The following is an 18,571-nucleotide window of genomic DNA, read 5'->3' as shown; positions in this document are numbered from 1 at the left end:
ACAATCAATGCGTTGGATTATCAAGCTGGACGAGGGCCTGGCCACCCTGTCCATTTTTTGCGGCTGGGTGGCCTGTGCCGCAATGATTCTGATGGCCGGTAACGTCTTCTACGACGTAGTAGCCCGCTACGCTTTCAATGAAGTTTCGATCGGTATGCAGGAAATGGAGTGGCATCTCTATTCCGTGGTGTTCCTGCTGGGCATCCCCTACGCATTGCGCACGGACGGCCATGTTCGCGTAGACGTTTTCTACACCCGCTGGCGTGACAAGACCAAGGCCTGGGTCAACATCGTTGGTGCTGTTATCTTTGTCATCCCCTTTGCCTACCTGATCTGGAACTACGGTTACGATTTTGCCGTTGAGTCCTACAGCATGGGCGAAGGCAGCGGCGACCCGGGTGGGCTACCCCATCGCTGGGTGATCAAGAGCGTGATCCCGATTTCCGCGGTGTTTACCGGTATCGCCGGGTTCAACATGGTGACCTTCGCAATACGGGTTATCTCCGGCGACAAGACCTATGAGCCCAAGCACGGCGCGGAGGGTCTCGCATGATCGGTATGATTATGTTCGGAGCCGCCCTCCTCCTGCTGATGCTGGGCTTCCCGGTTGCCTTTACCTTTGGCGGCGTTGCCCTGTTTTTCGGGATCTATGCCGAAGGCATGGATCTGTTTGCTTTCATGCCCTATCGCATCATGAGCGTCATGCAGAACACGGTGCTGATGGCGGTGCCATTGTTCATCTTCATGGGTGTGGTCCTGCAACGCACGCGGCTGGCCGAGCAATTGCTGACCTCCATGGGCCGCCTGTTCGGTGGATTGCCAGGGGGCCTGGCCATTTCCACCATCCTGGTAGGTGCCCTGCTCGCCGCATCAACGGGCGTCGTCGGTGCCAGTGTGGTAGCCATGGGTCTGATCTCTCTCCCCGTGATGCTGGCCCATAACTACGACAAGCGGCTTGCAACGGGCACTATCTGTGCGTCCGGCACACTGGGCCAGATCGTACCGCCTTCGATTATCCTGATTATCCTTGGCGACGTGCTCGGGCTCCCGGTTGGCGACCTCTTCAGGGCAGCCGTTATCCCGGGTGTGGTGCTGGTCGGTCTGTACATCATCTACATCCTTGTTCTCACCCGCTTCAAGCCTGAAACCGGCCCCGCCATGCCGGATGACAGCGGACTGTCACGGGGCAAGGAAATCCGTGCAGCGCTGCTGGCGATTATCCCGCCGCTGGCGTTGATCATCGTCGTACTGGGCTCCATCTTTGCCGGTATTGCCACCCCCACGGAATCTTCGGCGCTCGGTGGTGTCGGCGCCGTGGTGCTGGCCATCATTTACCGCCAGTTCTCCTTCAAGATGGTGTGGGATGCCTCAAAGGACACGGTGAAGGTCACTGCCATGGTGTTCGCCATCCTCGTCGGTGCAACCGCATTCTCGATGGTGTTCAGCTACACCGGTGGCGATTACCTGCTGGAAGAATGGCTACTGCAGCTTCCCGGCGAAAAATGGGGCTTCATTATCCTGGCCATGCTGGTCATCCTGGTGCTGGGCTTCTTCATCGACTTCGTGGAAATTTCGTTCATCATCGTGCCGATCCTGGCACCGGTGGCGGAAGCCATGGGCATCAACATGCTGTGGTTCGCGATTCTGATTGCCATGAACCTGCAAACCAGTTTCCTGACGCCCCCATTCGGGTTCAGTCTGTTCTATCTCAAAGGCGTATCACCACCCGGTGTACAGACCACCGATATCTACAAAGGGGTACTACCGTTTATCCTGATGCAGGTACTGGTGCTGGCGATGATCGTGATTTTCCCGGAATGGTTTGGCATGAGTTCGACCTACTGACGTCGGCGCCAGTCGACAGCACACCGACAAGCCGGGGCCGTGCAGCCCCGGTTTTTTTCGCCCGCCATTCCCGCTTTTACCCCTTTTACCTATTACCCCAATAGCAGCCCTCCATTCTTTGGTGTGTGTGGGGGGATATGACAAAACACGCTTGTTTTCTATACTAAAGAGGAAGCAGGCGATTCTCAGTTGTGATATCGGGACACGCCCTGATGCTGAATCACTGTCGGCCAAGCCCGCCGACTTCAGTCCGTGATTAACCAGCTGAAAAAGGGAGATATGTATCCATGAGCCAAAGCACCGCCCGGAAGACCCCAGCGCCCACCAACGACCGACCGGAGGACAGGCCTCACGTCCTGACGTTGCCCCTGGAAGAGCAGCAGGCGGACCGTGAGCCTCACAGTTATGAACGCTGGCTGATCGCCAAACTAATGCGCATGGCCGGGTCACCGCCGCTACGGTTCCAGTTGTGGAACAACGAATTCATTGACCCTGAAGAAGGCCATGCCCGCTTTACGCTCAAACTGACAGACCCCAAGGCGCTGTTTACGCTGGTTACCAACCCCAACCTGGCGTTTGGAGATCTATACAGTGCAGGCAGGCTGCAGGTAGATGGCGACCTTTCGGAGCTGATGGAGACACTTTACCGCTCAATTCACAACGCAAGGCAGAAATGGCCCAAATGGCTGGAAGCCCTGTGGCGCAACCATAACCCCCGCTCTACTGGCGTTTCTGAAGCCCGGGAGAACATTCACCACCATTACGATCTGGGCAACGAGTTTTACCGGCTCTGGCTGGATCATGCCGAAATGCAGTACACCTGCGCCTATTACGAAACGCCGGATTTGACCCTGGAACAGGCCCAACTGGCCAAGCTGGAGCACGTTTGCCGCAAGTTACGACTGAAACCCGGCATGACGGTTGTGGAAGCCGGCTGTGGCTGGGGTGGTCTGGCGCGTTATATGGCCCGGAATTACGGCGTGAAGGTGCATTGCTACAACATCTCGAAAGAACAGCTGACGTACGCCCGGGAAGAAGCCAGGCGTCAGCAGCTGGACCACCTGATTGAATACGTTGAAGATGACTACCGCAACATCAGCGGCCAATATGACGCCTTTGTGTCCATCGGCATGCTGGAGCATGTCGGCAAGGACAATTACCTGGCGCTGTCGGAGCTTATCAGTCGTTCCCTGAAGCCGGACGGCCTGGCGTTACTGCACAGCATCGGTCGCAACCGGCCCATGCTGATGAACGCCTGGATCGAGAAACGCATCTTTCCGGGTGCTTACCCACCGAGTATCTCTGAGTTCATGGGTATCTGCGAACACAGCGACTTTTCGGTGCTGGATGTCGAAAACCTCAGACTGCACTACGCACAGACGCTGACCCACTGGATGGAACGGTTCAGAAGCAACATGGACAAGGTCACAGAAATGTACGACGGGCACTTTGCCCGGGCCTGGGAAATGTACCTCGCCGGCTCCATAGCCGCCTTCCGCGCCGGGTCACTGCAACTGTTCCAGGTGGTCTTCACCCATGGCGGGAACAACCAGCTGCCACAAAACCGCCAGGACATCTATTCGTCCCCCGCAGCTCCGGAGGCATAGTCATGGACTACTACGACCTGATTATCGTAGGTGCCGGGCCTGCCGGCTCCACCCTCGCCCACGCACTGCAGGACAGCGGCAAACGCATTCTGGTAATCGACAAGCAGGACTTTCCTCGGGACAAGACCTGCGCCGGCTGGGTTACTCCTGCGGTGATGGACAGTCTCGATATCGACATCAACCACTACGGCACCGGACGAACCCTTCAACCCATCCGGCGGTTCCGTATAGGCATGATGGGGCAATCGGCGGTGGAAAATGACCACGGTGAGATTGTCAGCTACGGCATACGACGCTGCGAGTTCGATGCGTTTCTTCTGGACAGGACAGCCGTGCCGAAGCAACTGAACACACCGGTCAAGTCCATTGTTCGTCGCGATGGCAACTGGGTGATCAACGATACCTGGGAGGCGCCCCTGATCGTAGGTGCCGGGGGCCATTTCTGCCCGGTGGCGAAGCTGATGGGAGACGGCCCCGGCAGCCACGAAGTCGTAGTGGCGGCCAAAGAGGTGGAATTCGAGATGACGCCTCAACAGGCCGAGGTGTGCGAAGCTCGTGGCGACACCCCCGAGCTCTGGTTCTGCCGCGACCTGAAGGGCTATGCCTGGGTGTTCCGAAAAGGTAATTTCCTCAATATCGGCCTTGGCCGGGAAGACAATCACAAACTGACCGAGCACCTCAACGCCTTCCTGGAGGAAATGAAATCCGAAGGACGCATACCGGCCGATTTACCGGGCAAGTTCAAAGGTCATGCCTACCTGCTATACGCCCACGCGGAGAGACAACTGGCCGATGACGGCCTGCTGTTGATCGGGGATTCCGCCGGCTTGGCCTACACCCAGAGCGGCGAGGGTATTCGCCCTGCCATCGAGTCTGCGTTGATGGCGGCAGACATTATTCGCGACCAGGAGGATTATTCCGCCCAGGCACTGCAGGCCTACGGCGAAGCTATTGCCAGCCGTTTTGGTAATCGCGCCATGCCTCAGGATGAGGGCTGGCAAGTGCCGGACTGGGTCAAAATGCCATTGGCCAGTACCCTGATGCGGTCTCACTGGTTTACCCGCAAGGTGGTCACCGAAAAATGGTTCCTGCATCAGCAGGTGCCACCACTGGCGACGGTCTCCCAGGGTTGAGAGAACGTATAGAACCGGATCGGGCAGTACCCGGTCCGGTTCTCCTTATCACGCCGACGGTCAGTCAGCGGCCAGTTCAATCACATCGATACCATACAGAGTGGTCGTGCCACTCACCTCGTTGCCTACCGCTAACATTGGCTTGCCATTGGGGCTGTCGTCAGCAGCGATAAAGGCAAGCCCCTCGGGCCCAAGATCACCCGCCATTCCACTCTCAAGATCGGTCTGGGAGGCAGAGAAGTCGCGGTTATTGAGGTACTGGACGAATTCCGGGTTCTGCGGATTGGTCACGTTATAGACCATGATGCCCCCAACCCGTTCAAGGCCGATAAAGGCAAAGGTCTGGCCATTAATGGTACCCACGGTGACCGCCTCAGGCTCTGGCCCCTTATCGTCGGAGCGGTTGTCGAACGCATTTTCGTCATTATTGCTGTTGAAATTGTCCGGGATCAGGCTTGCGGTAATGCGCTCGAATTCACTGCCGCTGTCGAAGACCCGCTCGCCGGTTTCCGACCAGATTGAAAACGAACGCGCACCGTAGGCGTAGAGCTCACTGTAGACACAGTTATTCTCCACATAGCTCCGGTCATACTCACCGCCCACGAGAATGACGTTGGCAGGATCGCTGGGCGCGCAGGAATTGCCAAAACCCAGGGTGGATGTGACGTTCAGGCGTCCCAGGTTAGCGTCTTCCTGCAACTCGGCAGCGTTCGGGAAGGCCATGGCATCCAGCGTCAGGTCGGCGACGCGGAATTCCTCACTGAAGCCGTCGTAATCCCGGGAATCACCCTCGTTGGCGGTGATGTAATAGGTTTTTCCGTTAAAACCGTAGCTGGTCATGGCATCCGGATGGTAAATGCCTTTCACCGGCCAGTTGCGAATGTTGATGCCGCTGTCGTCGTTGCTGGCATCCAATTCGTTGCCGATGATGCTGTGATCCTTGAAACCCAACGGAATAATGGCGGTAATCTCCCCGGTCGCGATGTCCAGTTCGGCAACGGCATTTGCCTCCTGCATCGCGACCCAGGCTTTTTCACCGTCGATAGAGATCGCAATGTATTCCGGCTCCAGATCCTGTGCCAGAGTGGCGCCCGGCCCGAACACTCTCAGGCCCTGTTCCATAAGTTCGGCCAGCTGACCGTTGAAGCTGGCGAACCCGGCCGTGGTGACCGTCGCCGCAGCCACGCCGTTGGACAGGTCAACAATGCTAACGGAACCCTCCGGGTCAACACTGTAGTCATCACTGGGTTCGCCCTCGTTGGCCACCAGGAGCTTCTGGCCATCGCGGGTAAAGGTCAGCATATCCGGCAGGGCGCCCGCCTCTACTTCACCCACCTTGTTCAGGTCGGTGCTGTTATAGAACACCACCTTGCCGTTGTCCTGCTTGACGTTGGCTTCAATGGCGACGGCCACGAGATCGCCGTAGACCGCCACGCTGTTCGCGGAAGCACCTTCGGCGGTGGCATCAATGGTGCTGAGCTTGACCGGCATCTCCGGGTCCTGGATGTCCAGCACGTCCACGGTCGAATCGTTGGCATTGATGACAAACAGACGCTGGTTGGCGGGATCGTGAGCCACGATTTCCGCTGCGCCTTCATCGAAAGCACCACTTGCATAGGTGCCGAGGGTATTCAGCTCAATCAGGGTCTGGCTGGTGCCGGACGAACCCGCGCTGCCATCGTCGCCGTCATCACCGTCGCAGGCCGCCAGGCCCAGGGTGGATGCGAGGATAGCTGCCGTAAGGAGTGAGTTCTGGAATGTCATGTTTGCCTCTTCTTCTGTCGATACACGTGTGGTTGTACACGACACTTTATGGAGAAGAGGTGACAGAAATGCGTCACTTTTAAGTCAGAACTGCTCAGGAAAGGTGGTATCAGCAAAAAAATGGCGACCGTGCGGTCGCCATTATCAACACTTGCTCAAGTGATTGAGAGCTTCAAGGGCTTTATTGGCCGAGGTAGCTACGGTACATCCATACCGTCTTTTCCTGCTGAGAGATGTAGTCGCTCATCAACGCAACGGTGCCCTCGTCGTCCGCATCGCCAGCCAGGTGAAGCAACTCCCGCTGCTTACCAATCAGCTTGGCGAAGCTCTCCACGATGTTTTCAACAGCATCTTTACCATCGGCCACATCCTTTCGCTCAGGCACCTCGGATTTTTCGATGTAGGTGCTGTAGGCGTGTGCAGGCCTGTGCCCGAGGGTCAGCACCCGCTCGGCTATCTCGTCAATCTTCAACAGCAGGTCGTCATAAAGCTCTTCAAACTTGGCATGCAGTTCGAAAAAGTTGTCACCTTTGATGTTCCAGTGATAGCCACGAACGTTCATGTAGAAGATCTGGTAGTTGGACAGCAGATCGTTCAGTGCGTTCGCCAGGCTCTGGGTCTTTTCAGTGTCCAGACCAATAAAGTTCTTGCTCATAACGTGTCTCCTTGACAGTTACCGGAATGTACTGGTGGCTAATCTAACCAGGAATCGTGAATAGATAAAGTTTAGTTATCCAATCTTCTTGATAGCTCTTACTAATCTCTGGCAAGACCAAGTAATAGCTAAGGGCTATCAAAAATCTGCATATTATTTATTTAACAACGATTCTCAATTGCTGTTGAATGGACCCATATCCATCGCACTTGCGGAGCTGACTGACTATGAGTGCCCTGAAGATGTTTTTCCATGACCATGGTTCAAAGGGTGACAACTCGTTGCTGAAAACCATCACATTCGCCATTACCCACTTCACCGTGGCCTTTACCGTTGCTTACCTGCTGACCGGCGACATCCTGATTGGCAGCCTGATTGCCATGGTAGAACCAGCGATTAACACGGTGGCCTATTTCTTTCATGAAAAGATATGGGCGCGGAAGCAGCAGATTACAAGGGGCGTCTCTGGTGCGGAGGCAACCCCGGTCGCCCGGAGTTTCTGATCAGGGCCATCTCCCAGACTCTAACCACCCGGGCCGCAATCCAGACAATGCTCAATCGGTTGTGGCCCAATATCCAGCTTGCGGTTGAGGTCACGCAATGCCGTACGGACTCCTTCCTCAATTACCGGGTGGTAGAACGGCATGGTCAGCATCTCGCTCACCGTCATGCGCTTCTGCAGAGCCCAGGCCAGCAAGTGTCCGATGTGTTCGGCTGCGGGGCCAAACATCTCCGCGCCCAGAAATAACCCACTGCCCCGCTCACCGTAGACATGCAGCAAGCCCTTATTAGCGCCAATAACGCGACTGCGCCCCTGCCCTTCGAAAGAAACCTCACCAACGGCATAACCACCCTTACAACGCTCATCGACTTCGTTGAGGGTCATCCCCACCGTGGCGATCTGTGGATCGGTGAACACGATGCCCAATGGCACCCGGCGCAGCCCCGCCCGCACATCCGGGTATCGAGCCGCGTTATCGCCGGCTATTCGCCCCTCATCAGCCGCCTCATGGAGCAGTGGCACTTCATTGTTGGCATCTCCAGCGATAAAGATATGACTGTCACCGCACTGAAGCGTGTAATGATCGAACAGCGGTGAGCCATGATCATCCTCGGCAATATCCGCGTTCTGTATATCCAGACTGTCGACATTGGGGCGACGCCCGGTGGCTGCCAATAGATAGTCGAAAGTTTCCGTGGTTTCACTGCGATCCGCTCCCGAAAAGCGAATACGCACGCCGTCGTCCGTTCGCTCAACCGACCGGACCTTGGCGCTGGTATCCAACGGAAATTCTTCATTGAATGTTTTCAGCGCGTAGTTGCGAATCGCTTCCTCCTGAAGCGGCCCAAGACTTCCGCTGACACCAAACATCCGCACCCGAACCCCCAGCCGACTGAGCGCCTGCCCCAGTTCCAGGCCGATTATGCCGGGACCGAACACGGCAACGGACCCAGGCAGGTCGTCCCACTCGAAAATGTCATCATTCACCACCAGTCGGTCCTTGGCGTCCTTGAGAAAGCCGGGGATGTTCGGCCTGGAACCGGTGGCAATGACCACACGGGCGGCTTCCACCTCCACTTTCTCGCCGACAACAATTCGGTGAGGCGACAGGAACCGGGCCTGGCCGCGAAGCCGGTGAGCCTCGGGAAACCCCTCTACAGCCTCCACCACAAAGCTGACGAACCGGTCCCGCTCCCTGCGGACACGCGCCATCACCTCCTTGCCATCAATTCGGATGTCACCGGGATGAACACCAAACGTAGGTGCCTTGTGCAATTGATGGGCACTGTCGGCCGCCGCAATCAACAGCTTGCTGGGCATACAGCCGACACTGGCACAGGTGGTACCGTAGGCACCCCCTTCAATCAAAACGATATTATCCGTATGCTTTCGGGCAGCGCGATAGGCGCTCATGCCAGCGGTACCCGCGCCAATAACAGCGACATCCACTTTGCGTTTTTCCACGTCTACAACTCCCCTCACCGCCTACAAATTTCATGGTTCTGCCTCAGTATAGGAGTGAATTCGGGAAACCGTTCAGTTGCCAACCAAAGACGTCGCAGCATTCGATGCGGGACTTTTTCAACCGCGCCTTCTAGACTGGCGCCCTGTAACGGAGCTTTCCTGGAGATAAAAGGTATGCACAACTACTGGCCGGAATTCATCACCGTCGCCCTCGTTCACTTCCTGGCCGTCGCCAGCCCAGGGCCAGACTTTGCCGTGATGCTTCGCCAGGCGCTGTGCCAAAGCCGTCGTAACGCCCTGCTGACGGCCTTCGGCATTGGCACGGGAATTCTGATCCACGTGGGGTATTCCCTGCTGGGCATTGGCCTGATCATCCAGCAGTCGCTGGTGCTGTTCAGCATTCTCAAAGTGGTTGGCGCCCTCTATCTCACCTGGATCGCGATACAGTGTCTGCGCTCGAAAGCCGGCGGCATTCATGTCGAAACGGCAAACGGTGGTCGGCAAAGCGGTTTCGCGGCCTATCGGCTGGGTTTTCTGACCAATACCCTGAACCCGAAAGCCACGCTGTTCTTCGTATCACTCTTTTCCGTGATCATCAGCCCGGGTACGCCGATTGCGATTCAAACGGCTTATGGCGTCTATATGGCAGTGGCCACCGGCCTGTGGTTCATGGCCGTGGCGGTATTCTTCACCCTGCCGCAGATCCGCAGGGGATTTAACCGTTTCGGCTATTGGCTGGACCGGCTGATGGGGGGCGTTCTCTTGTTACTGGCGGGGCAGTTACTGTTTTCAACAGTGTCTGGGGACGGGGGCGAGGCCCTTAACCCCGGCCAGGACTGAGAGCCGATTGCCTGAGCCAGGCGGGTAGCCTTGGCCAGGACACGCCCACAAGCACGTCCATGTGGGGCTCGGTCGCGCCATCCCTGGCGCTCCACGGTCCTGACCAAGGCTACCCGCCCGGCACATCGGAACTGGGTGATATCTCCCGTTAAATCGATCTGAGCAATTCTTCCGTTTGCTTCCAGCCAATGCAGGGATCCGTTAGGGAACATCCGTAAATTAAATCGTCGCTGTCATTTTGACGCCCTTCTTCAAGAAAACTTTCCAGCATCAATCCAACAATATTTCGGTTACCCGACCGCTTCTGGAACATGACTTCCTTCGCTATCTCCAGTTGCCGCGATGATTGCTTTTGAGCGTTATCATGACTGCAATCGACCATCACCGAAGCAGAAACACCTGCGCTGGACAAGGCATCCACGGCCTCGCGGACACTCTCCGCATCGTAGTTTGTAATACCTCGCCCGCCCCGTAATACCAGGTGTGTATCGGGGTTGCCCTCGGTGGTAATCATCGCGGGTGCGCCATGACTGCCTATGCCGAACCGGTGATGGGGATGGGCCGCTGATTTCATGGCGTTGATGGCAACGCCAATGCTGCCGTCGGTGCCGTTCTTGAAACCGGTCGGCATCGGCAGACCGCTGACCATTTCACGGTGAACCTGGGACTCAGTGGTGCGGGCACCGATGGCGGTCCAACTGACGAGGTCACCAAGGTAATCCATGGCGAACGGACTCAGGGCTTCCGTGGCCAATGGCAGGCCCATGTCTGACAGGTTCAACAGCAGGCGCCGGGAACGCAGCAGGCCTTCGTTGAGGTTTCCGCTGCCAGTGCGCTCCGGGTCATAGAGCAGGCCTTTCCAGCCAACGGTGGTTCGGGGTTTTTCGAGGTAGGTACGCATCACAATCAGGAAACGGTCGCTAACATCATCCGCCAGCGCTTTGAGCTTCTCGCCATACTCCAGTGCCGCCACTTCGTCGTGGATGGAGCAGGGGCCGACGACCACCAGCGTTCTCGGGTCCTCGCCGTTGAGTATCCGGCGAATAGCATCCCGGTGCTGGCGAATCCGCGCCTGAATGTGAGCAGGAACCGGCAGGCTGGCTCGCAGTTCGGCTGGTGTCGGCAGCGGCACTTCCCGGGTTCCCGGCTCAGCCTCTGATGGCTGCTGGGTCTCGTTCAGTGTCTCGATGTTCAGCGACATGTTCATGGTCAGTGTTCCCGTTTCCCTGTGTCAGAATCAAAAAAGCCCCGGCTGGTGGCTACCAGTCGGGGCTTTTTGAGTCCGGTGGCAGCCTGGGTTTCTGCCGGGCTGCCTTCCTCGTTATTCGGTCGATGAAGATCTTATGGGCGGCCCGGGCTCTGGCTAAAATAGCCATAACCAAACCACCAAAAAAACACAGCAGCGACCGCAGCGATCGATTTTTCACCGAAAGCTTGCAGAACATTCAATTGACAGGTCGCGTGTGTCGTCTTCATGCTTTCCAATATATATCCCCGGTTTCCGGCTTTGCAACCCGTAAATTCGGTTTTTTGCAGGTATTGCGGCCCTACCAGTCCCGGAGTCACTCATGAACACAGCGATGAATTGTCGGCCCACGCTTTCTTTGTTGCTGATCCTGCTGCTTTTTTCAGGCGCTCTAGCAGCGGCGCCTGAGGCCCGTACTTACCAGATGGCACAGCGCTCCGCAGAGGGTGTGGCGCAACAGATCCGCGAACTTTATCCGGATGGCCAAGTGTCGATCACCGCTCGCGGACAGCAAATGGTGGTTCGTGGTGAACCAGAGGTGCTGGATGAAATTGGCAGGCTGGTGGAGACCATGGACGTTGCCCCCTCACAGATGCGTATTACGGTTCGTTCCCGACACAACGTGGATGCCAAAACCGGTGGCGGCGGGTTTTCCATCAACAACAACCAGGTCAGCGTGCAGGCCGAACGCAAGGTCACCACGACACGGCGGAATCAGGAACGCACGCTGATCGTTCAGGATGGGCAATCCGCTCATATTTCCTCCGGCCAGATCCGCACCGTACCGGTCGCTATCCGCGGGGGCCGTAATCCAGCGGCGTTTCTGGGACAGGTCGAAACCCGAAGCGGCTTCCTGGTCAGTCCGCAGGTGATTTCAGATCAGGCGGTCGAACTGAACATCGTTTCTTTTGAGGAAGACCCGAAGGGCAACCCGCCCGGCTACGACACCGAGGCGGTGATGACCATACGCCGGGTAGAACCCGGTGAATGGGTGGAACTCGGCAGCACGCGCCAACAGCGAGCAGGTGAGCAGTCCGGCATCACCTACCAAACTGGGAACAGTCGCCGTCAGAACCAGACCTTCGAGGTAAAGGTTGAGGTTCTTTAAGGCCGGTCAGATACGGCGTTTCAGCAAGACACTCTTGGCTTCGTTGATCTTTGCGGCCAGGTAATCGTTGCCGCCTCGATCGGGGTGGAGTTTCTGGATCAAACGTCGATGCGCCTGCACGACCTCGTCATCTGTACAGTCTGGCGCAACCCCAAGAACCTCACAGGCTTCGCTGATCGACATATTGCCGGAACTGGCGCTTTTTTGCCTGTGCTCGTGGTGGGTGGCAGTGTCGTCATTATCAGACCCATTCTGCTGGTTCTGCCCGAACAGGCGGCTGATTGTCGGGGCAAACTTCAGTAAGGCTGGCAGCTTTCTCAGTAGTGGTAAAAGGGCGGCCACCGCAGCGGTCAGTACATGCACCCGCCCGGTCAGCACCATGAACAACAGCAGAGCGCCCCCCGCCACCAACACGATTTTCCAGGTAGCGGCCTTTTTCTTTTCCGGTGATAGCGCGCCCCACTGCTTCAGCACAATAAATACGGCTGCCGCCAGTGCAATACCAAGAATCCATTGCATCCGCCAATCCTTATAGATGACCAAGTCGTAAATCTGTCATTCTTGTTTGGCAACCTAATGAACGGGATGAGCTCCCGGTCCCACCTGGGCAAGGCCGGCGAAGGCGCCTGGAGCACAGTAATTGTACGCATTTTCACTGACAAATCAGTGACAGCAACCCTCTCGCTTGTATAGGATGCTATTCTTTACGGTTTGTTGACGAGTCCTTGCCAACACAGCCCCCGACGAGCCGGGCAACTCCATCCCTACGGGATCAGGAGCCTGCAAAGCTAACACGATTACCTGTAACGGACATACGACCCAGGACCTGAATTATGCGCACTGCCTCCCGCTTCCTGATTGTACTCATCTTTCTCGGTGTCGTGCTCGGCGGCATTTTTGGTTACAAGTTCTACCAGTTCGGCCAGATGCAGGAACAATTTTCCCAGCCACAGCCGCCGGCGAAAATTTCCGCGACCATGGCCAGCACCGAGATGTGGACACCTGAGATCAAAGCCGTTGGCAGCGTTGAAGCCATCAATGGTATTGAAGTGGCGAACGAAGTTCCCGGTGTGGTTGAGAACATCGCGTTCGAGTCAGGTGATACGGTGAAAAAAGGCGACATCCTGATCCGCCTGGACGCCGCCATTGATGAAGCCGCATTGCGCACACGCCGTGCCGAGGCACAGCTCGCGGAGCAGGAGTTCAAGCGGGTGTCCGACCTGCTTCCCAAGCGCGCCGTGTCGCAATCCCAGTACGATGAAGCCAAGGCCAATTTCGACGCAGCACGGGCAAGGGTCAATGAAGCCGAAGCCCAGTTGAGCAAGAAAATCATCCGCGCGCCTTTTGACGGCAAGCTTGGCCTCCGTCTGGTGGATCAGGGCGAATACATTGGTACCGGTACGCCGATCGTCGAAATCAACATGCTCGATCCGATCTACGTGGATTACACCCTCTCGGAAAAAGATCTGCCCATGGTGCAACAGGGCTACGACGTAGTGGCGACCGTTGCGGCCATCCCCGACAGTGATTTTGCCGGCCAGGTCAGCGCCATCAACACGTCGGTTAATCCGCAAACCCGTACCGTCCGGATTCGTGCCACGCTTGGCAACGAGGAGAACCAGCTTCGCCCGGGCATGTTCGCCACGGTCGCAACCAGGCAACCCCAAGATCAGGAGGTTGTCACCGTGCCGAGAACCGCCATTTCCTACAACACCTACGGCGATTTCGTGTTTGTTGTCGAAGAGAATGATGACGGTGAATTGGTCGTCAATCGTCGCACCGTCCAGACCGGCAATACCCGGAACAGTCGCGTTGCGGTGCTCGAAGGCCTGAAGGAAGGTGAGCAGGTCGTCGCCAAGGGCCTGCTGAGATTGAGGGCTGGCCAGCGCGTTGAAGTCCAGGAAGATGAGCAGCCGGCGGAGGCGTCCAAGTAATGCGTTTCACCGACATATTCATACAGCGCCCCGTCCTGGCGACGGTGGTCAGCCTGCTGATCCTGCTGCTCGGGGCCCGGGCAGCGATGGAGATGGAAATCCGTCAGTACCCGGAACTTGAAAGCACCACCGTCACGGTGACAACCGCCTACCCCGGCGCAGGCTCTGAGCTGGTAAAAGGGTTCATCACCACACCATTGCAGCAGGCCATCGCTGAAGCCAGCGGCATCGACTACCTCACGTCCACAAGTTCCCAGGGGCAATCCACCATTGAAGCCAAGATGGTGCTGAACTACGACGCCAACGCAGCGCTGGCCGAGATTCAGGCAAAAGTGGCCAGTCAGCGCAACGTGCTGCCCGCCGATGCGCAGGACCCGGTAATAACCTCCACAACCGGCGATTCCACCGCGCTGATGTACATCGCCTTTTACAGCGATGAGCTGGAGGTACCCCAGATCACGGACTACCTGACGCGGGTGGTGCAGCCCAAGCTGCAGGCGTTGTCCGGCGTGGGCAAGGCCGACCTGTTGGGTCGCCAGTTCGCCTTACGGGTCTGGCTGGACCCAGAGCGTCTGTCCGCTGTCGATATGACTCCTCAGGAAGTGGTGGATGTACTGCTGCGCAACAACTATCAGGCGGCGGTAGGCAACACCAAGGGCAAATACACCAAGATCAGCATGACCAGCGACACCGACGTCGGTGATCCGGAGCAGTTCAAGGATCTGGTGGTCAAGGAATCCGACGGCTCACTGATCCGCCTGCGGGACATTGCCCGCGTTGAACTGGGCTCCGAGACCTACGATCAGTTGGCCCTGTACAAGGGCCAGCCAGCAACCTACGTAGCCATTGAACTGTCACCCGGCGCTAACCCGTTGACGGTTGCAAAGCTGGTCAAAGATGAACTTCCGGGGATTGAAAGCCAACTGCCTTCCGGCATGAATGTCCGCCTGGCCTACGATGCGTCCGACTTTATCGACAGTTCGATTAAAGAGGTTATCCAGACACTGCTGGAGGCGCTGGTTATCGTTCTGGTGGTGGTCTTCATCTGCCTGGGCTCAGTCAGGGCAGCCGTGGTTCCGTCCGTGGCGGTGCCTCTGTCTCTGGTTGGCGGCGCCTTTTTCATGCTGATGATGGGCTTCTCACTGAACCTGCTGACACTGCTGTCGATGGTACTCGCCATCGGTCTTGTCGTGGACGACGCGATCATCATGGTGGAAAACGTCCACCGCCACATTGAAGAGGGCGAGTCCCGCTTCAACGCGGCCCTGAACGGTGCCCGCGAAATGGCAACACCGATCATCGCCATGACCACAACCCTGGTGGCGGTCTATGCTCCAATCGGGTTCATGGGCGGACTGGTTGGCTCACTGTTCACCGAGTTCGCATTTACCCTGGCCGGCACCGTCGTTATTTCCGGCATCGTGGCACTGACCCTGTCGCCAATGCTGTCCGGCAAGATCCTCAAGCCCCACGGCAATCCAGGGCGGTTCGAGCAGGTCGTGGAGCGCTCCTTCGGCGGCCTGGCCAATGGGTACAAACGTGCTCTTGCGTCATTGATGGACACCAAGTCCGTGGTGATTTTCTTCGCCATCGTGGTGCTGGGATCGATTTATTTCATGGTGGCCATGAGCCAGAATGAGCTGGCACCCACTGAAGACCAGGGCATCCTGTTCTATCAGGGGCTTGGTCCCCAGACGTCCACCCTCGACTATCTCCAGGAACACGGCGATGAGGTGCAGGAGCGTATGTCGACGGTACCCGGCTACCATGAGGATTTCATGATTCTCGGCATTACCGGGCCCAACGCCGTGTTCGGCGGCTTCAAAATGAAGCCCTGGTCCGAGCGTGACATCAGCCAGTTCGAGGTTCAGCCACAGCTTGACCAGGAACTGAAAAACGTCACCGGCCTGCAGACCGCCGTTTTCCCCAGACCTTCCCTTCCGGGTTCCGGTGGCGGCCTGCCATTCCAGTTTGTGATCACCACGGGCGAGGACTACGAGCGCCTGAATGACGTTGCCAATGACCTGCTCGGACAGGCCATGCAAAGCGGCAACTTCATGTTCCTGCAGAAATCTATCGACTTTGACCGCCCGGTTACCCGCATCAACGTCGACCGTGACCGGGTGGCGGATCTTGGGCTGTCGATGCAGGATGTTGGCCGTGCCATGTCCAGCATGCTGGGCGGTGGCTACATCAACCGCTTCAACATGCAGGGCCGCTCATATCAGGTCATTCCCCAGGTCGACCAGGATTTCCGCCTGGACGAGCAGGCGCTCAATGACTATTACATTCGTGCCGACAGCGGCAGCCTGGTTCCGCTATCAAGCGTCATCAGCTTCCAGAAAGACGTGGAGCCGTCACAACGCACCCAGTTCAACCAGTTGAACTCATTGACCCTGCAGGGCGTTGTGACGCCGGGCGTGACAGTGGGCGATGCCATGGCCTTCATGGAGAATGCCGCCGCAGACAGTTTCCCGCAGGGTTTCTCGTTCGACTACACCGGGGAATCGCGTCAGTTCGCGAATCAGGGTAGCGCATTGGTGGTTACCTTCTTCCTGTCATTGCTGGTGATCTACCTGGTGCTGGCAGCCCAGTTCGAAAGCTGGCGCGACCCGTTCATCATCCTTGTATCAGTACCGATGTCGGTGGCTGGGGCCATGGCCTTCATTGTGCTCGGCTTTGCCACCATGAACATCTACACGCAGGTGGGCCTGATCACCCTCATCGGTGTCGTGTCCAAGAACGGGATACTGATCGTGGAGTTTGCCAACCAGCTGCAGGTGGACAAGGGCCTGAACAAGCGCGAGGCAGTCGTGGAAGCGGCGGCCATCCGTCTGCGCCCGATCGTCATGACCTCCCTGGCGCTGATCTTCGCCATGGTTCCACTGTTGATTGCAGTAGGCCCGGGCGCGGAAAGCCGGTTCGCCATCGGCCTGACCATCAGTGCAGGCCTGGGCATCGGTACGCTGTTCACCATTTTCGTGTTGCCCGCGTTCTACATCCTCCTGGGCCGTGACCACCACGGCTCCGCGGCGGATGACGACGCAAATGGCAGCACTGGGAACACGGCTCACGCCCAGTGACCCTCGGAACGCTCTTCTGGCTGTTTGTAGCCGGCTTCGCCACCTGGTACTGGTGGCGGGCCAAGGCCATCAAGGACTTTGTGCTTCAGGCAGCCAGGAACTACTGCAAGAAAATGGATGTGATGCTGCTGGACGACGCCGTGTACCTGCGTGGCGTATGGTTCAAGCGTGACGACAACGGCCGTACCCGGGTGTGGCGCCGCTTCCTGTTTGAATTCACATCAACCGGAGAGGAACGCTACCTCGGCAGAATCATCATGCTCGGCCCTCGCATCATCCATATGGAGCTGGACCCCCACCGTTTCGGCCCGGACCTCTAACCTCCGGGCACATCCCCCCGTAGACGCGACAGATCACCTCCCCCAAATGGGCGATTCTTACTCCCGCCCCAATCGCAAATAATCCTCCACGCATTGGCGACAAAAAGCGGCCCTCACAGGGTGTGCTTTCTCACAAAAACAACAGGAGTCAACCATGCGTAAACTCATCACTTTCGCGGTGATCATGAGCTGTGCCGTGCTTGCAGCACCCACACTCAGCCATGCCAGCTATACCAAAACAAAGCATCCCATCGTTCTGGTCCACGGTGTGACCGGTTTCAACACCATCGGTGGCCTGATCAATTACTTCCACAACGTTCCCTGGAACCTTGAGCGCAGCGGCGCCCGGGTATATTCCGCCAGTGTGTCCTTTGTGAACAGCAGCGAGCAGCGTGGCCAGCAACTCGCCAATTACATCAACGGGCTTGGGCATTCGAAGGTCAACATCATGGCCCACAGCCAGGGCGCGCCCACCTCCCGCGTGACCGCCTCGCTTATTCCCCACAAAGTTGCCTCGGTAACATCTATCAATGGCGTCAACAAAGGCTCAAAAGTCGCGGACGTCGCGCGGGGAATCATTCCACCCGGCAGCTATGTCGAAGGTGGAGCCGGCGCCATTGCCAACGCGCTTGGCGATCTGGTCAACGCACTGTCTGGCTCCAACAACCCACAGGATGGTATTGCCGCTCTGGAAACTCTGACCACACCGGGCACCACGCAGTTGAACAACGCCCTCGGCTGGAAAGGGGTGAACCGGTGGTCATGCGCGGGCACCAATGAAGACGTGTGGATCAACGGCAACCGGATCAAGTTCTTCTCCTGGACCGGCACATCGGTCTGGACCAACTGGACCGACATCACCGACCCGTTCCTGGGTGTTACCTCGCTGGCTTTCGGCAACGAGCCCAATGATGGCCTGGTCGGCGAATGTTCCACCAAGATGGGCAACGTCATCGGCACCCACTACGACATGAACCACGTAGACGCCATCAATCACCTGTTCGGCGCTCGTTCGTGGCGGACCAATCCGGTCTCGCTCTATCGCAGCCATGCCAACCGCCTGAAAAATC

16 protein-coding genes are annotated in these 18,571 nt (G+C 57.4%); 11 read left to right on the top strand and 5 right to left on the bottom strand.

Annotated features, from left to right (window positions below; genetic code table 11):
- Nucleotides 1-7: 7 nt before the first annotated feature.
- The 4 genes from ACTRWH_RS07065 to ACTRWH_RS07050 all read left to right on the top strand — a co-directional run bounded on the left by ACTRWH_RS07065 (nucleotide 8) and on the right by ACTRWH_RS07050 (nucleotide 4,585).
- Nucleotides 8-553 (top strand): TRAP transporter small permease subunit, encoded by a 546-nt coding sequence (locus ACTRWH_RS07065; protein WP_036211047.1) that lies wholly within the window; start codon nucleotides 8-10, stop codon nucleotides 551-553.
- Entirely contained in the window at nucleotides 550-1,845 is a 1,296-nt protein-coding gene (locus ACTRWH_RS07060; protein WP_036211044.1) for a TRAP transporter large permease, read from the top strand. Before ACTRWH_RS07065 ends, ACTRWH_RS07060 begins: the two co-directional genes overlap by 4 nt.
- A gap of 287 nt (nucleotides 1,846-2,132) precedes the next feature.
- Nucleotides 2,133-3,452: a class I SAM-dependent methyltransferase gene (locus ACTRWH_RS07055; RefSeq protein WP_462826170.1), complete on the top strand. Its 1,320-nt coding sequence runs from the start codon at nucleotides 2,133-2,135 to the stop codon at nucleotides 3,450-3,452.
- A gap of 2 nt (nucleotides 3,453-3,454) precedes the next feature.
- Nucleotides 3,455-4,585 (top strand): FAD-dependent monooxygenase, encoded by a 1,131-nt coding sequence (locus ACTRWH_RS07050; protein WP_462826169.1) that lies wholly within the window; start codon nucleotides 3,455-3,457, stop codon nucleotides 4,583-4,585.
- A 60-nt stretch (nucleotides 4,586-4,645) separates the two neighbouring features.
- Here ACTRWH_RS07050 and ACTRWH_RS07045 read toward each other — a convergent pair whose 3' ends face one another.
- A complete protein-coding gene (locus tag ACTRWH_RS07045; protein WP_462826168.1) occupies nucleotides 4,646-6,349 on the bottom strand; it encodes a choice-of-anchor I family protein in 1,704 nt (567 codons plus the stop codon).
- Between the two features lie 181 nt (nucleotides 6,350-6,530).
- Nucleotides 6,531-7,004 carry a Dps family protein gene (locus ACTRWH_RS07040; protein ID WP_036211032.1) on the bottom strand — a complete coding sequence of 158 codons (474 nt, stop codon included), beginning with the start codon at nucleotides 7,002-7,004 and terminating at the stop codon, nucleotides 6,531-6,533.
- A 227-nt stretch (nucleotides 7,005-7,231) separates the two neighbouring features.
- On the opposite strand from ACTRWH_RS07040, the gene ACTRWH_RS07035 reads away from it, so the two are divergent.
- Complete coding sequence (locus ACTRWH_RS07035; protein WP_462826167.1) at nucleotides 7,232-7,507, top strand: DUF2061 domain-containing protein; 276 nt, start codon at nucleotides 7,232-7,234, stop codon at nucleotides 7,505-7,507.
- Nucleotides 7,508-7,527: 20 nt separating this feature from the next.
- On the opposite strand, the gene ACTRWH_RS07030 is transcribed toward ACTRWH_RS07035, so the two are convergent.
- A complete protein-coding gene (locus ACTRWH_RS07030; RefSeq protein ID WP_036211029.1) occupies nucleotides 7,528-8,970 on the bottom strand; it encodes a dihydrolipoyl dehydrogenase in 1,443 nt (480 codons plus the stop codon).
- 174 nt (nucleotides 8,971-9,144) lie between these two features.
- Between ACTRWH_RS07030 and ACTRWH_RS07025 the strand changes: the two genes are divergently transcribed.
- A complete protein-coding gene (locus ACTRWH_RS07025; protein WP_036211026.1) occupies nucleotides 9,145-9,810 on the top strand; it encodes a LysE family translocator in 666 nt (221 codons plus the stop codon).
- 148 nt (nucleotides 9,811-9,958) lie between these two features.
- Here the strand turns inward: ACTRWH_RS07025 and ACTRWH_RS07020 are convergent, their stop codons facing one another.
- Complete coding sequence (locus tag ACTRWH_RS07020) at nucleotides 9,959-11,017, bottom strand: 3-deoxy-7-phosphoheptulonate synthase (RefSeq protein WP_126811423.1); 1,059 nt, start codon at nucleotides 11,015-11,017, stop codon at nucleotides 9,959-9,961.
- A 361-nt stretch (nucleotides 11,018-11,378) separates the two neighbouring features.
- Here ACTRWH_RS07020 and ACTRWH_RS07015 point away from each other — a divergent pair, with 361 nt between their 5' ends.
- On the top strand, nucleotides 11,379-12,164 hold the full coding sequence (locus tag ACTRWH_RS07015; protein WP_462826166.1) for a secretin N-terminal domain-containing protein: 786 nt from the start codon (nucleotides 11,379-11,381) through the stop codon (nucleotides 12,162-12,164).
- 6 nt (nucleotides 12,165-12,170) lie between these two features.
- Here the strand turns inward: ACTRWH_RS07015 and ACTRWH_RS07010 are convergent, their stop codons facing one another.
- Complete coding sequence (locus ACTRWH_RS07010) at nucleotides 12,171-12,683, bottom strand: DnaJ domain-containing protein (protein WP_126811419.1); 513 nt, start codon at nucleotides 12,681-12,683, stop codon at nucleotides 12,171-12,173.
- A gap of 314 nt (nucleotides 12,684-12,997) precedes the next feature.
- Between ACTRWH_RS07010 and ACTRWH_RS07005 the strand changes: the two genes are divergently transcribed.
- The 4 genes from ACTRWH_RS07005 to ACTRWH_RS06990 form a co-directional block, all read left to right on the top strand.
- Complete coding sequence (locus tag ACTRWH_RS07005) at nucleotides 12,998-14,098, top strand: efflux RND transporter periplasmic adaptor subunit (protein ID WP_036211014.1); 1,101 nt, start codon at nucleotides 12,998-13,000, stop codon at nucleotides 14,096-14,098.
- On the top strand, nucleotides 14,098-17,181 hold the full coding sequence (locus ACTRWH_RS07000; protein WP_036211011.1) for an efflux RND transporter permease subunit: 3,084 nt from the start codon (nucleotides 14,098-14,100) through the stop codon (nucleotides 17,179-17,181). Before ACTRWH_RS07005 ends, ACTRWH_RS07000 begins: the two co-directional genes overlap by 1 nt.
- Nucleotides 17,178-17,501, top strand: coding sequence for a DUF3301 domain-containing protein (locus ACTRWH_RS06995; RefSeq protein WP_007155520.1), 324 nt, complete (start codon nucleotides 17,178-17,180; stop codon nucleotides 17,499-17,501). Before ACTRWH_RS07000 ends, ACTRWH_RS06995 begins: the two co-directional genes overlap by 4 nt.
- 154 nt (nucleotides 17,502-17,655) lie before the next feature.
- Nucleotides 17,656-18,571, top strand: a 916-nt coding sequence (locus ACTRWH_RS06990) for an alpha/beta fold hydrolase (protein WP_462826165.1), incomplete at its 3' end; no start/stop codon positions are given.

This window comes from Marinobacter sp. G5_S1_61_S3, assembly GCF_054968585.1.
This window is presented reverse-complemented; position numbering and strand designations above follow the sequence as displayed.